Source organism: Bacillus bruguierae (assembly GCF_037104725.1).
GTDB classification, from domain to species: Bacteria; Bacillota; Bacilli; order Bacillales; family Bacillaceae_G; genus Bacillus_A; species Bacillus_A bruguierae.
Genome location: NZ_JBAWSX010000002.1, coordinates 293147 through 307746 on the forward strand (window position 1 = coordinate 293147; position 14600 = coordinate 307746).

Consider the following 14600-nt stretch of genomic DNA (forward strand, 5'->3'; position numbering starts at 1 on the left):
GATACAATGAAAAAGTGGATTTTGGCAATTTTTATTGTAATCGTTGCAGTTGTTTTATACGGGGGGCACATTTATAATACGACTATGGAGAAGAAAATTCCGAAAGAATCGAAAACAGTTGAGATTGCAAAGGAAAAAGCAAAACTCACAAAAGTGACAAAAATCGATTATTATAACGGTCAAACTCCATATGAAGTTGTACAAGGTGTGAATGAAAAAGGAGAACAATATATCGTTTGGGTGCCTGAGAAAAAAGGAGATATTCTAGTGCGAAAAGCAAGCGAAGGTATCTCTGAAAAAGAAGCATTGCAAATTGTTGCGAAGGAGCGAAAGCCAAAGCAATTTGTCAAAGCAAAATTAGGCGCTGAAAACAATGTTCCATTATGGGAAGTTACATATATTGATGATGAAAATCGTTATACTTACTATTATCTTGCATTTCAAGATGGTAAGTTTTTAAAGCGATATAGTATTGAAAAATAAGTGCAGGGGGAACTCAGGATGAGATTAGCAAAGCGAGTAGCTGCTCTAACACCATCTTCAACGTTAGAAATTACAGCAAAGGCACAAGCGTTAAAAGCGGAAGGACATGATGTGATTGGCTTAGGAGCAGGGGAGCCTGACTTTAATACGCCAGCACATATTATAGATGCTGCTTATAAAGCAATGTTAGAAGGTTATACAAAATATACACCAACAGGTGGATTAGCTGCGCTAAAACAAGAAATTATTAAAAAATTCGAGCGTGACCAAGGCTTATCTTATGAACCATCTCAAATTATTGTTTGTAACGGTGCAAAACACGCTTTATATACATTGTTTCAAGTATTACTTGATGAAGGTGATGAAGTTATTATTCCAACTCCGTATTGGGTAAGCTATCCAGAGCAAGTGAAGCTTGCAGGTGGTGAGCCGATATATGTAGATGGTTTGGAAGAAAATCATTACAAAATTACACCGGAGCAATTACGTCAAGTAATTACGGAGAAAACGAAAGCTGTAATTATTAACTCACCTAGCAACCCAACAGGGATGATTTATAGTAAAGAAGAGTTGCAGCAGCTTGGGAAAGTATGCTTAGAACATGACATTTTAATCGTTTCTGATGAAATTTATGAGAAATTAATTTATGGCGAGGCAGAGTATACATCAATTGCTCAGCTTTCTAACGAATTACAAGAACAGACGCTGATTATTAACGGTGTATCAAAATCGCATTCGATGACAGGATGGCGCATTGGCTATGCAGCAGGTAATAAAGAACTCATTAAGGCAATGACGAACTTAGCAAGTCACAGTACGTCAAACCCTACTTCAATTGCGCAGTACGGAACGATTGCTGCTTATGCTGGAGATCAACAACCTGTAGAAATGATGCGCAGAGCATTTGAAGAGCGATTAAATATCGTGTATGATAAGTTGATTCAAATTCCTGGGTTCTCTTGTATTAAACCACAAGGAGCGTTCTATTTGTTCCCAAATGTAAAAGAAGCAGTCGCATTAGCTGGTTATGAGACAGTTGATGAATGGGCAAAAGCATTGTTAGAAGAAGAAAAAGTTGCTCTCGTTCCAGGAACAGGATTCGGAGCACCGAACAATGTTCGTTTATCATATGCAACTTCACTTGAACAATTGGAGAAAGCATTAGAACGTATCCATACATTTATGAATAACAAAATGAAAGGCTAAGTGTAGTTCTTTCATTTCAATTTTTGCCAACTGTTTACTTGATAAGAGTAGGCAGTTCAAATGATACCTCCCTATATGAAAGGGAGGTTTTTTTGACGAATTGTGTCAAAAAGAAATATAAGAAGGTGTGTTATACTAGAAAGCGAGGTGTTTAAGTGTGAAGAAGAAAATCATGTTGGAGTGGTTTGAACAAGGTAGTATTGCAATTCCAAAATTATTAATGATGCATTACAAAAAACTTGGTTTAAATGAAATTGAGTTTATGGTACTGTTGCATGTCCATACATTTTTAGAATCGGGAAACTCTTTCCCCACACCAGGAGAAATTGCAGAGCGGATGACCATTACACAAACAAAGTGTATGGAAATTATTCAAACGTTAATTCAGAAAGGTTTTTTAGCGTTAGAAGGAGGACGGAAATCTGCGGAAATGATTTGTGAAAGTTACTCACTACAGCCTCTTTGGGAAAAAATATTACATTTTTTAATGAATGAAAACATTGAAGAGGAAGAGCGAGAACAAAAACAATTACAAATAAACTTATATACAGTATTTGAGCATGAATTTGGCAGACCCTTATCTCCATTTGAGTGTGAGACGTTAGCGATGTGGCAAGATCAAGATCATCATGATCCACTTTTAATTCAAACTGCCCTTCGTGAAGCCGTTATGAGCGGAAAATTGAACTTTCGTTATATTGATCGTATATTATTTGAATGGAAGAAGAACGGAATTAAAACGGTGGATCAAGCACAGAATCAAGGGCGGAAATTTAGAGAAAATCAACAGCGGAATCAGCAAGCATCACGTCAAGAAACGAAGTATACTGGAAAAGTGCCATTTTATAATTGGCTAGAGCAGTAATGGTAGGAGGAAATAATGCTAAATAAAACACAAATTAGACATTGTCTTGATGTAATGGGAGAGATGTACCCAGAAGCGCATTGTGAACTGAATCATGACAACGCATTTGAACTTGTTATTGCGGTTGCCCTATCTGCACAGTGCACAGATGTTCTTGTAAATAAAGTAACAAAAAGTTTATTTCAGAAATATAAAACACCAGAAGATTATTTAAAGGTGTCTTTAGAAGAATTGCAGCAAGATATTCGCTCTATTGGTTTGTACAGAAATAAAGCAAAAAATATTCAAAAGCTATGTCGTATGCTGATCGATGAATATGACGGAGAGGTGCCGCAAGATAGAGATGAATTAACGAAGTTACCAGGTGTAGGAAGAAAAACAGCAAACGTCGTTGTCTCTGTTGCATTTGGAGTTCCAGCAATTGCAGTTGATACGCACGTAGAGCGCGTTAGTAAACGACTTGCCTTTTGTAAATGGAAAGATTCTGTACTAGAAGTAGAGAAGACGCTCATGAAGAAAGTCCCGATGGAAGAGTGGGGCGTGACACATCATCGCATGATTTTCTTTGGACGTTATCATTGTAAAGCTCAGCGTCCTCAGTGCGAAGAATGCAAGTTGCTAGATTTATGTCGTGAAGGTAAGAAGCGCATGAGAGAGAAGGAAAAGAAATGAAGAAAGTACTTGAAATACCGAATCATTTTCAGTGCATCCCTTTCTTTGAAGAAGAGACTGTTATTGAATACAATGCAGAGAAATCATTTGGAGAGCTTTTAGAAGAGACGTGTTTTTTCTTTGATATTGAGCAGGGATATAAGCCATGGAATGAGATAGAAATGAGCATTCCTACTGTATTAGGCTTATGGAAAGAACAAAAAGAAGAGATTTCTATGTTATTTCGAAATCGAAACAAAAAAGAAGCGAAAGATCCGATGGTGCGATTTGCAGGACATCTTTTATCTATTTTACACTGGATGAATGGAACACCTGTTGGCAGTTTACAGGATATGAAGGAACAAATAGAAAGGCTAGAACAAAAGCCAGTTAACTTTATGGAGCGTTTTTTGTTTATTATGAAACAGCCAGATCATTATCATTCTTTTATTCAACTGACACAGTTATATGAAGAATTGGAAAAATTATATGTAAGAGTACTCATTATGCAAAAGAAGCCATCTTCTCAGTAGAGAAAATGGCTTCTTTTTTATTAATGTGTAGGTGATGGATTCGGACTCGGATTTGGGTTCGGGTTCGGAGGATTTGGAGTGGTTCCTCCGCCCGGTGTGGTATTTCCGTTATTTTGATTTTGGTTTTGGTTTTGGTCTTGATTTTGTTTATCTTGTTCAGCTTTCTTCTTAGCATCATCTTCAGCTTTTTTCCTAGCGTCATCTTCAGCTTTTTTAGCATCATCTTCAGCTTTTTTCTTAGCGTCATCTTCAGCTTTCTTCTTAGCTGCGTCTTCCTCAGTTTGTTTCTTAGCGTCACCACCAGGCACTACATACGTTATTGTTACCGGGTCACTAGAGCTACCGCTCTTTTTCGAAACAAGAGTGATGGTATAAGTAACACCAGGTTTTGCGCCGCTAATTGTTGCACTTGTACCGCTCACTTTTGGACTGCCACTAGACCCGTCACTACCTTTATAGCTTAGAGAGTATGATACGTCTGAATCAGATGAAGCGGCCCAACTTAATGATATAGTTTGCGATGCAGCATCATATGATGGAGTGATTCCAGCTGGTGCATCTACATTAATTTTTGGAACATCATCTTTTTTCGCACCTTTAACATAAAGTTCGTTATTAATCCGTTCTACACTACTTGGCATTTCAAAGCGAGCTGTATCACTTCCAAATTCACTCATCATCGCTTTAAACATATGCTGTGCGATAACGGTTGAATTTTTGTCAACATAATTTTCACTTTGTTTATTATACCCTGTCCATACAGCCATTGTATATTGTGGTGTATAACCTGCAAACCAACTATCAGGGCTTGCGGTACCAGGGAAATCAAATTTCCTTAGGTCTTCTGCAGAATAGTTTGTTGTTCCTGTTTTACCTGCAACGTCTAATGAAGGGATATTTGCCGCTTTACCAGTACCAGTACTAGATTTTACAACACTACGCATCATATCCGTAACCATATATGCTGTAGAATCTTTCATCACTCGTTTTCCTTTTGGTGCAAAGTTAACTTCTTTCCCATCAGGATAGACAACTTTTGTAATGAAATGCGGTTTATGATAAACACCACCATTGCCGTAAGCTGCATATGCTCCTGCAACTGTCAGAGGAGAAGAATCATTACTACCAATTGCTGTTGATTCTACTGCGCCTTTTGGAAATGTAAAGCCAAGTCCTTCTGCAAAAGCTTGTGCTTTATCACGGCCGACTGCATTCGCAGTTTGTACAGCTGGAACGTTACGTGACTGCGCTAATGCTTCACGTATTGACATCATACCTTTATGACCGTTGTCAAAATTCCGAACCTCTCGTTTTCGATCGGTTTCATAATAGTACGTTGAGTCATCAACTTGATGATACGTAGACCATTGTTTGTATTCAATAGCAGGGCCGTAGTCAAAGACTGGTTTCATAGTTGAACCAACTTGGCGCTGCATGTCAATAGCCATGTTTTGCCCTTTAAATGTTGCTTTATTTTCACCGCGTCCGCTGCCGAGTGCACGAACTTCACCAGTTTCCGTATCCATAAATACGAATGCCCCCTGGAATTTTTCATCCGGGTAGTTAATGATTTCTTCTGTGTTCAACATTTTATCCGCAAAATCTTGTGCTTTTGGATCTAATGTTGTATAGATACTAAGGCCATCAGAACCAATGTTCACATCTTTATCTTCTGCTTCAAGTTCTTTTATGGCAGCATCAAAATATCCTTGATAAGGCATTTGCGTTGCTTCTTGAGCTGGCTTAAGACCGTCTGTTACCGGAATTTTCTTTGCATCTTCCATCTCTTGCTTTGTAATATAGCCATGTCTATTCATTAAATATAATACAGTGTTGCGTCGTTCTGTAGCAGCTTTCACATTTTGTGGCTTTGTAGGATCATAATTATTAGGACCTTGTGGTAATCCCGCCAGCATCGCTGCTTCGTTTAATTTTAAATCTTTTAAATCTTTCCCGTAATAATTTTGCGCAGCAGCTGCAATTCCGTAAGAACGGTTACCTAAGTTAATTTTGTTTAAGTACATTTCTAAAATTTCATGTTTTGAATATTGCTGCTCTAGTTTGTAAGCTAAATACCATTCTTGTACTTTACGCTTCGTTGTTTTTTGCATTGTCAAGAAATAGTTTTTAATAACTTGCTGTGTAATGGTACTACCGCCTTGAGAACCAAAATCACCTGTTACGTTTTCGAAGATCGCTTTGGCAGTCCGCTTAAAATCAATCCCATTGTGCTCGTAAAAGCGAGAATCCTCTGTAGCTAGGAAGGCACTTTCTACTACTTTTGGAATTTGATCATATGTGACATTTGTTCGCTTCTCAGCACCATATTCATATATGAATTTTCCGTCTTTATCATAAAATTTTGTTGATAATGGATTTACAAGTTTTGCTTTATCTAGTTTTGGAGCATCTTTTACCATAACAAAGAAAGCAGAAACTCCCGCTACTAGTGTCACAATACCGATTAATAAGCAAGCGATTAGAAATTTACGTAGAAAAGAACTCTTTTTCTTTGGTTGCTCTTTTTTAGAATGTTCTTTTTTCTGTTTTTGAACTTGTTTTCGTTCTTCACGAGAACGATAATTTTCTGACATTATACTTTCTCCTACCTTTCATTTTCTCCCCAAAAGTCGAAAAATGAGCCTTATTGTTGACTCTATCATGAAAAATAAAGTGTGTCTAGTGTATGAATATAATCAATGCGAGGGTGATAACCGCATTGTAATAAATATCCATATTCTTCTATTTCTTCTTTTGTAATGGATTTACGCCCACCAGCTTCTTGTCGATCCCAAAATGTAATGATATGTTTTGCTTCCAATAAATAAAATTCATCGTAAAGAGTAAATTTAATAATAACAAATGCAATTCCGCTATGAGCTAATACTTCCTTCATATGCTTGATTTGATGAAGGTGAAAGTTTTGCAAAGGAAAGCTCGTTTTATTTCTCGTTTCTTTCGCTTCAAAATCAATGTACTTGCCTTTGTATACACCGTTGTAATCAGTTGTAGAAGGTTGTTTAAAGTACGCTTCTTTAATTACGGCAGCGCTTCGTTTTGGATAATCGACTTTTACGATTTGAAGAGGGGTCGGTTTTTTATGCACACAAGCAATATTGTGAGTTAAATAGTATTGATTTGTTTCATTCAGCTCCTCTTCAAGGGACATTCCCCTGTTACTATAAGTATGTTTTCTGATAGGTGACAGGTTGTGAGTTGGTTGAGTTTGCGTATACTTTCTTCCGTTTGGGTAACGAATGGTCATATTTTGTCCACTCCAAATTGCATAGAATCACTTACAAAGGTGATTATATCAAAAAAAATAAAAAATAGGCTATTTTTTTAAATAGATACGAGGTGAGATTATTTTGTGTGCACAAAATACATATGAAAAAATAAAACAAGAAAGGAAGGTTTCTTCTTATACAAATGAAGAAAAGGAGCTTGTCAGTCATATTCAGCAACAAATGATTCTTGCGAATGCTGATAACATTTCGCGTACGCATGCTTATAAGAAATATTATGAGCGTAATAAAGAAATTCGGTGGTCGTTTTTAGCTAGTATGGTGTCTCGAAATGCAGGGTGGAATATGACAGATTTAGAAGGAAAATATTATCCGAAAGTTTTATCTAAGGAGATACGTAAACAATTATTTCTTACATATGAACGTGCCAATTGGCTTATTTTTTTAGATGCGTACCCACAGTTGTTATTGTACGAATATAGTAAACGAATGAAAAAGTCCTTGTTTCATTTATTACAAATGTTTTCTGTTTCGGTATTTATGGAAGGGGAATGGTCTCGCTTTTGGCATCAAAAAAATGAAGAAAGACTTATGACAGCTCTTATTATTAATGAACAATGTATCATTCAAAAACCTATAATTGAGCATCCTTTTTATCAAAAGCACATTTTTCAAACATTAATGTTTAAATTTCAGGAGTTATTTCATTTTAGTGCAGTAATATTTCCGACAATAACTGGGGAATTATACGGTTTTTCTGTATATCAATTTGAAACATTAACAAAGAGAATTGAGTTAGGAAAACGATTAGCATGGTTGTTGTTTCATCCAACTTATAAGGAGTTTTTTTATACATTTTCTTCTCAAACAGTTCACACGGGATCAAGATTCGATTATGAACAATATTTTATTTTATCTAAGGAACAAAATACGCCGCAGCTTCGTGATGTATTTTCTGTTGTTTTTCATCACCGTAAGGCAGAGAAAGATTGGTTTCAGACAGGAGTTGATGTAGAAAAGCTGTTTTTATTTGAAGAACCGAAAGAAGAAGTTGAAATGACAGAATGGTTTTTACATAAACAGAAGCAATTACATTTCTTTGCCTCATTAAATAGCCTCTTTTAGCATGGGATATTTAGAAAAGAGAGAGCAGAATGTCTGTATTTCAATAAAGTAAGGTTATGATATAATAAAAAAATCCCGCTTTGTGGAAAGCGGGATTTAAACCACCCGTAAGAGCCCGATTGGTTCAACTAACCTTTCATGGGAAAGGCGTCCATGAAAGGAAGTTTCACTTTACCCCGCTCAAACGGTTGGTAAGAAGTATGAGCGGGAAGGAAAGCAACCCACCCGTAGGAGCCCGATTGGTTCAACTAACCTTTCATGGGAAAGGCGTCCATGAAAGGAAGTTTCACTTTACCCCGCTCAAACGGTTGGTAAGAAGTATGAGCGGGAAGGAAAGCAACCCACTCGTAAGAGCCCGATTGGTTCAACTAACCTTTCATGGGAAAGACGTCCATGAAAGGAAGTTTCACTTTACCCCGCTCAAACGGTTGGTAAGAAGTGTGAGCGGGAAGGAAAGCAACCCACTCGTAAGAGCCCGATTGGTTCAACTAACCTTTCATGGGAAAGACGTCCATGAAAGGAAGTTTCACTTTATGTCGCAGGGAAATTTGGACCGTCTAATTTTGGATTTCCTGTTTCTGGTTTATTTTGTTTGTTTTGAGGTTGTTTTTTATTGTTTTCATTTTTGTTTTTAGCCAATGTCGACACCTCCCTTTCGTATTGTTGCCACTTTCATAAACTTCATACAAAAAATCACTTTCTTTGCCGAATTACAACTAGTTTTGTCAAGCACGCAGGAGTAAAAATAGGGCTGGCGAATTAACATGACAAAGAAAAAGCAAAGAGGGAGGCGTATTGAAGATGAAAATGGTTCAGAAAGAAGATGTAATGAAAAAGATGGATCAGATGTTAAATACTCTTGATTTGCTTGAAATGAACGTGTCGCTTAGGGTTGATCATGCGCTTAAGGATAAAAGAGAATTTATAGTTAATAAAGTAGAGGTAATGGAAATGCATATGAAGCATATGGAAACGAAATTATTGAATCATAAAGAGAAAGGTAACTGGGTACAAACGTTTCAAGTAGTAGCCGTTAGTATATAAGTGGGTGGGAATAGTGGAAGATATAATATTGATTGAATTAACAAAAAAACTAATGGAGTATAATGACGAAACCATTATAAAAAAAAGAGCAAGTGAAGAATGTGAACTTGACTTTTATCAGGATATAAAGCCATTCGTATCTATAGTGGATCAAAACTTAGAAGAGTGGAAACAACTCGCTTCGGATTGGTTGCAGCGTACAAAGCCTAAATACATACATGTACAGCAAATTGAACAAGTATGTACAAATTTACAAAATAATTCTTTACAGTGCTTTGCCAAGAAAATGAATGGAAAACGTTTTTTTGAAACGCATCAAGCAATTCATTATACATTACAAAATATTTTAGAACAATGTAAGTAATAAGAGGGGAAAGCCCCTCTTATTTTTATGCTTCTGTTATAATATCTTTTTCTGTTTCGTAAGTTGGTTTTGTAGCCCCTATTGCTTCTAATTCACGTATTACACTTCTATACTGTGATAAACAAATTCTCCCTTGTAGGTAAGAATGTCTTGCAAAATCAAGTAACTCATTCAAATCTTCAGGTTCATACCCCTTTTTTACGATGAATTCTTGTTTTAAATCCCCTAATACCATGTTGATTCCTCCCCCATAAGAATCTTTTCTATTTAATGGTAGCATACAAACGCTTACTTTTTTATTTTTCGAAAATTTAAATTTCTTCAAAATTATGGTTTGTATTACATTATCTCGCTATTCGTGGTAGTAAGCACCGTATTTCAAACTTTTAGTGAAAGAAAAAAGCAGAGGATAACTGCTAACATGTTGAGATCCTCTCAGTGGTAGATAACGCACTTCCCATCAAATTTTTCAACTTATAGGATAATTACACATTTTCTTTTTGATTTCATATTCTAACTATATAGAAAACCGTTAGAGGAGGGAGAATGCATGTTTCAACATTCTAACATGTATCAGAATGAGCAAGACCCATACTTACGCTATAACATGTATCAGAATGAACAAGACCCATACTTACGTTATAATATGTATCCTTTTATGCCTTACTATATGAATTACAATAATTATTTTCAACCTTTTCAACTTCCGCATATGAATCAGCCGATGTTTTATCCACCGAAACAACCTATTCAATCTTCTTTTCATCCACATACACCATATCCAATGATGAATAAACAAAACTATACAAAACAACAGCCAAGTCAATTTTCTAGTTTGATGTCGCAGTTTAAAACATCTGATGGAAACTATGACATTAATAAAATGATGGGTACTGCAGGCCAAATGATGAATACAATGAACCAAATTACCGGTATCGTTAAACAAGTAGGGGGCTTTTTTATGAAATGAAATTAATCTGTCATAGACGCTTTTTCCATGAAAGGTTAGTTGAACAAATAGAGCTCATACGGGGAGTTTTTTTGAGTCCTTTATATAGGAAGATATGTGTAAAAGGTTAAAGGAGAATGTTTTAAAACATTTTAATATATGGAGATTAACAAATGTAAAATTTTGCATATGAAATGTCGTAAAAAATAGTTGTTCGGACCTCCTATCCATTTTACAATGACAGTAGCATTAAAAATATAATGTATGGAGAGGGCGAATGTGAAGAAAGTTATCTTACTTTTGTTTTTTGTCATGATTACATTAACTGTTTTTATTTTCACAAACTTCAAACAATTTTTATAGACAAATTTCCAGTATACAAATAGGTGTTTGTAACAAACGGCTTTTACTCTTTTCACATATTGTAAAATGTAAGGTTATTTTCAATTTGTGAGAGGGGAGAAACACTATGTATCATTGTCATCCTTGTTTTGGAGGACTGAGCCCAGTTACAACAACACCTCCAGTTGTGTGTCCGACAAAATGTTGTGAAACACACACATTTTCAAAAACGGTTGTACCTTATATCCATCCAACGCATATGAAACACGTTCACCATCAAGTAGTACAGGCGCAACATTATTTTCCACAAACACAATCTAACGTGAATGTTATACAACCTGCTCCTCCAACTTTTGTTGGAGGGTTTGGTGGACCTGGCCCTGGAGTTGGAGGGTTTGGCGGACCTGGCCCTGGAGTTGGAGGATTTGGTGGACCTGGTCCTGGAGTTGGAGGATTTGGCGGACCTGGCCCTGGAGTTGGAGGATTCGGCGGATGTGCCCCATGCGGTCCACAAATATCACCATTTGGTCCGAATGTGAGCCCAGCTGTATCACCAGCACCTAACATGGGACCAAATGTAGGTGGCATGTTTAAAAAGTAAGTGCTATGCTAGAACTAGCAAATTGCTAGTTCTTTTTTTTGAAAGGAAAAGGGGCGTTTTATATTGAAAGTTGTAGCTGTTACAGGATATAAACCATTTGAACTGGGTCTTTTTTCAAATGAACATCCCGGTGTGGAATACATAAAAAAAGCGGTGCAAAAAAGATTACTTTCTTTGTTAGAAGAAGGATTAGAATGGGTAATTATTAGTGGGCAATTAGGAGTAGAGTTATGGACAGCTGAAGTAGTCTTTGATTTGCAATTGGAATACCCAGATTTAAAATTAGCTATATTTACCCCTTTTTTAGAGCAGGAAGAAAATTGGAAAGAAAATAATAGGGAATATTACGAATTCATTCTTTCGCAAGCGGATCATGTAGATAGTATAACAAAGCGAAAGTATGAAAGCCCGGAGCAATTCCGTTTAAAAAATCAATTTTTTATTGAAAAAAGTGATGCCCTGCTTGCTATGTATGATGAAGAAAAACCAGGAAGTCCTAAATATATGGTGGAAATAGGAAGGAAAAAAGCAGAAACACAAAATTATCAATGTTATTTCATACTTTTTTCTGATTTACAAGATATAATAGAAGAAGAGCAGTGGAATAAAGATATATGATTGACAAAATGGACTGTTTCTGAAAAAATTTAAGTAATGAAAGTTTTGGTAAAGAGACTTGAGGTGGAATGAATGATTTCTGATAAAATTAAGTTAACAGCAAAAGATATTTTAGAAAAAGAGTTTAAAACGGGAATGCGAGGATATCAACAAGAAGAAGTTGATAAGTTTTTAGATCTAATTATTAAGGACTATGAAGCATTTCATAAGGAAGTTGAGCAATTAAAGCAACAGAATGCTCGTTTACAACAAGAATTGGAAGAACAAAAACAAAAAGCATTGAGTGTACAAGTACAACCAACGCCATCTCCAATTTCTACTCCACAACCAGTATATAACAATACAAATACAGACATTTTAAAACGTCTGTCGAATTTGGAGAAAGCTGTATTTGGAAGTAAATTGTACGAGTAATGGAAGAGAATAAATAAGTTCGCAGCATTTTCCGTATAAAAAATGTTGCAAAATATTTATGTTTCCACTATACTAATCCATGTCATAACGTTTGGGTAATCGCTGCAACGTTTTGTTGTAGAGGAAAGTCCATGCTCGCACGACCTGAGATGGTCGTAGTGTTCGTGCCTAGCGAAGTCATAAGCTAGGGTAATTTGGCGTAAAGCTGGATTAACGGCAGGGAAAAAACCTAAGTCCATGGGATATGGTTTGACTACCTTTAAAGTGCCACAGTGACGAAGTCCCGGAAGAAATGACGGGAGTGGAACGAGGTAAACCCCACGAGCGAGAAACCCAAATATTGGTAGGGGAACTTTTCCTAAGGAAATGAACGATGGGAAAGGACAGATGCAATTTTGCTCTGTAGATAGATGATTGCCACCGGAGTACGAGGCGTGGGCCGTTTGCAGTACAAAGGTACAGAACATGGCTTACAGAACGTTATGAACCAATCATGAGTTTGTTCAGCTCTCCTTTGTAAGAGGAGAGCTTTTTATTTGTATGAAGTGTTCTAATATGAGTTAAAATGGTAAAGAAGTTTTATCCGCTCAAATAGGCGGTATTTTTTGTATCTTATGAAACCTTCTATAAGAGCCCGATTGGTCAACTAACTTTTCGTGAGAAGAGCGCTCACGAAAGGAAGTTTCACTTTACTTAATGAGGAGAATGAAGATGGGAAAAGTTACTTTAATTGCAACTGCTGCAATGGGGATTGAAGCGCTTGTTGCAAGGGAAGTTCGCAGTCTCGGTTATGAATGCCAGGTAGATAATGGGAAAGTAATATTTGAAGCGGACGAAAAAGCAATTTGTCGCAGTAATCTATGGCTCCGTACAGCGGATCGTGTGAAAATTAAAGTTGGTGAATTTAAGGCAACAACATTTGATGAGTTATTTGAAAAAACAAAGGCGTTAAATTGGGGCGATTACATTCCGGAAAATGGAGAATTTCCTGTTATCGGTAAATCGATCAAATCTACTTTATTTAGTGTACCGGACTGTCAAAGTATCGTAAAAAAAGCAGTCGTTGAAAAATTGAAAAGTACATATAAACGTACAACATGGTTCGAAGAGAACGGCCCGCTATTTCGAATTGAAGTCGCATTATTAAAAGATGTGGCAACGTTGACAATTGATGCAAGTGGTGTTGGTCTTCATAAGCGTGGATACCGCGTTGGACAAGGGGATGCACCGTTAAAAGAAACGTTGGCAGCTTCGTTAGTTATGCTAACAAACTGGAAGCCAGATCGCCCATTTGTAGATCCTTTTTGCGGTTCTGGAACAATTCCACTGGAAGCAGCGTTAATTGGTCAAAATATTGCTCCAGGCTTTAACCGTGACTTTGCTTCTGATGGTTGGGGTTGGGTTGGTAAAGACAACTGGCGCATAGCTCGTGAAGAAGTAGAAGACTTAGCAAACTACGATCAACCACTTCAAATTATCGGATCAGACATTGATCATCGTATGGTACAAGTTGCTCAGGATAATGCTGATGAAGTAGGACTTGGTGATCTTATTACATTTAAGCAAATGCAAGTAAAAGATTTTGGGACAAAAGAGGAATATGGTTACGTGGTGACGAATCCTCCATACGGAGAGCGTTTAAGTGAAAAGCCTCTTGTTGAAAAAATGTATGCGGAGATGGGACAGGCATTTAAGCCGTTAGATACTTGGTCTTTATATGTATTAACAAGCCATCCGGAGTTTGAGAAATGGTACGGTAAAGATGCATCAAAGAAACGAAAGTTATTTAATGGATTTATTCGTACTGATTACTATCAGTATTTTGGTAAACGTCCGCCGCGTGATTAGTATAAAACTTCTTTAGAACGCATATACTTGCTATTATGCGATAATCTAAAGGAGGAAGCGCTAATGGATGGTTTGCAATTTTCTATGATTCAAAAGGCTATTCATCGAACGCATGATGAATTAGAAAAAGAAGTAAACCTTCACGGCGTAGCGGATCATGAATTCCAAAGAGCACGTGAAGAGTTTTTATCAGCTTTATCACATGAAACTTTAATTGATAAACGGTATTTAAAATCATTGATAGGGTGAAAAGTTTTCCTGCATCTAGGAAAACTTTTTTCAATCATTTGTTATGCAAGCAACAAGAAAACA

The 14600-nt window shown here is 36.6% G+C and carries 17 protein-coding genes and 1 other RNA gene; 15 read left to right on the forward strand and 3 right to left on the reverse strand.

The window, feature by feature from the left end:
- Positions 1-6 precede the first annotated feature (6 nt).
- From WAZ07_RS05640 to WAZ07_RS05660, 5 genes are all read left to right on the forward strand, one after another.
- Positions 7-483, forward strand: a complete 477-nt coding sequence (locus tag WAZ07_RS05640) for a cell wall elongation regulator TseB-like domain-containing protein (RefSeq protein ID WP_336471811.1) — start codon at positions 7-9, stop codon at positions 481-483.
- Positions 484-501: 18 nt separating this feature from the next.
- Positions 502-1689 (forward strand): pyridoxal phosphate-dependent aminotransferase, encoded by a 1188-nt coding sequence (locus WAZ07_RS05645; protein ID WP_336471655.1) that lies wholly within the window; start codon positions 502-504, stop codon positions 1687-1689.
- 157 nt (positions 1690-1846) lie between these two features.
- Positions 1847-2554: a DNA replication protein DnaD gene (gene dnaD / locus WAZ07_RS05650; RefSeq protein WP_336471656.1), complete on the forward strand. Its 708-nt coding sequence runs from the start codon at positions 1847-1849 to the stop codon at positions 2552-2554.
- A 15-nt stretch (positions 2555-2569) separates the two neighbouring features.
- Entirely contained in the window at positions 2570-3226 is a 657-nt protein-coding gene (gene nth / locus WAZ07_RS05655; RefSeq protein ID WP_090912496.1) for an endonuclease III, read from the forward strand.
- The gene (locus WAZ07_RS05660; protein ID WP_336471657.1) at positions 3223-3738 is read left to right on the forward strand and encodes a YpoC family protein; all 516 of its coding nucleotides are present in this window, start codon (positions 3223-3225) and stop codon (positions 3736-3738) included. Before nth ends, WAZ07_RS05660 begins: the two co-directional genes overlap by 4 nt.
- 20 nt (positions 3739-3758) lie before the next feature.
- On the opposite strand, the gene WAZ07_RS05665 is transcribed toward WAZ07_RS05660, so the two are convergent.
- Positions 3759-6332: a PBP1A family penicillin-binding protein gene (locus WAZ07_RS05665; RefSeq protein WP_336471658.1), complete on the reverse strand. Its 2574-nt coding sequence runs from the start codon at positions 6330-6332 to the stop codon at positions 3759-3761.
- A gap of 65 nt (positions 6333-6397) precedes the next feature.
- On the reverse strand, positions 6398-7003 hold the full coding sequence (gene recU / locus WAZ07_RS05670; RefSeq protein ID WP_090912490.1) for a Holliday junction resolvase RecU: 606 nt from the start codon (positions 7001-7003) through the stop codon (positions 6398-6400).
- 103 nt (positions 7004-7106) lie between these two features.
- Here recU and WAZ07_RS05675 point away from each other — a divergent pair, with 103 nt between their 5' ends.
- From WAZ07_RS05675 to WAZ07_RS05685, 3 genes are all read left to right on the forward strand, one after another.
- Complete coding sequence (locus tag WAZ07_RS05675) at positions 7107-8108, forward strand: DUF2515 domain-containing protein (RefSeq protein WP_336471659.1); 1002 nt, start codon at positions 7107-7109, stop codon at positions 8106-8108.
- 801 nt (positions 8109-8909) lie between these two features.
- Positions 8910-9152, forward strand: coding sequence for a hypothetical protein (locus tag WAZ07_RS05680; RefSeq protein ID WP_090912486.1), 243 nt, complete (start codon positions 8910-8912; stop codon positions 9150-9152).
- Positions 9153-9204: 52 nt separating this feature from the next.
- Positions 9205-9516 (forward strand): YppE family protein, encoded by a 312-nt coding sequence (locus WAZ07_RS05685; protein ID WP_413788870.1) that lies wholly within the window; start codon positions 9205-9207, stop codon positions 9514-9516.
- Between the two features lie 25 nt (positions 9517-9541).
- On the opposite strand, the gene WAZ07_RS05690 is transcribed toward WAZ07_RS05685, so the two are convergent.
- The gene (locus WAZ07_RS05690) at positions 9542-9751 is read right to left on the reverse strand and encodes a YppF family protein (RefSeq protein ID WP_090912482.1); all 210 of its coding nucleotides are present in this window, start codon (positions 9749-9751) and stop codon (positions 9542-9544) included.
- 315 nt (positions 9752-10066) lie between these two features.
- Here WAZ07_RS05690 and WAZ07_RS05695 point away from each other — a divergent pair, with 315 nt between their 5' ends.
- The 7 genes from WAZ07_RS05695 (at position 10067) to WAZ07_RS05725 (ending at position 14537) form a co-directional block, all read left to right on the forward strand.
- Positions 10067-10486: a YppG family protein gene (locus tag WAZ07_RS05695; protein ID WP_336471661.1), complete on the forward strand. Its 420-nt coding sequence runs from the start codon at positions 10067-10069 to the stop codon at positions 10484-10486.
- A 448-nt stretch (positions 10487-10934) separates the two neighbouring features.
- Positions 10935-11408: a CotD family spore coat protein gene (locus WAZ07_RS05700; RefSeq protein ID WP_336471662.1), complete on the forward strand. Its 474-nt coding sequence runs from the start codon at positions 10935-10937 to the stop codon at positions 11406-11408.
- 63 nt (positions 11409-11471) lie between these two features.
- Positions 11472-12026 (forward strand): SLOG family protein, encoded by a 555-nt coding sequence (locus tag WAZ07_RS05705; RefSeq protein WP_336471663.1) that lies wholly within the window; start codon positions 11472-11474, stop codon positions 12024-12026.
- A gap of 72 nt (positions 12027-12098) precedes the next feature.
- The gene (gene gpsB, locus WAZ07_RS05710) at positions 12099-12440 is read left to right on the forward strand and encodes a cell division regulator GpsB (RefSeq protein WP_090912474.1); all 342 of its coding nucleotides are present in this window, start codon (positions 12099-12101) and stop codon (positions 12438-12440) included.
- A gap of 87 nt (positions 12441-12527) precedes the next feature.
- Positions 12528-12918: RNase P RNA component class B (rnpB, locus tag WAZ07_RS05715), an RNA gene on the forward strand.
- A gap of 233 nt (positions 12919-13151) precedes the next feature.
- Positions 13152-14288 carry a THUMP domain-containing class I SAM-dependent RNA methyltransferase gene (locus WAZ07_RS05720; protein ID WP_336471664.1) on the forward strand — a complete coding sequence of 379 codons (1137 nt, stop codon included), beginning with the start codon at positions 13152-13154 and terminating at the stop codon, positions 14286-14288.
- A gap of 63 nt (positions 14289-14351) precedes the next feature.
- Complete coding sequence (locus WAZ07_RS05725; protein ID WP_336471665.1) at positions 14352-14537, forward strand: DUF3921 family protein; 186 nt, start codon at positions 14352-14354, stop codon at positions 14535-14537.
- Positions 14538-14600 lie beyond the last annotated feature (63 nt).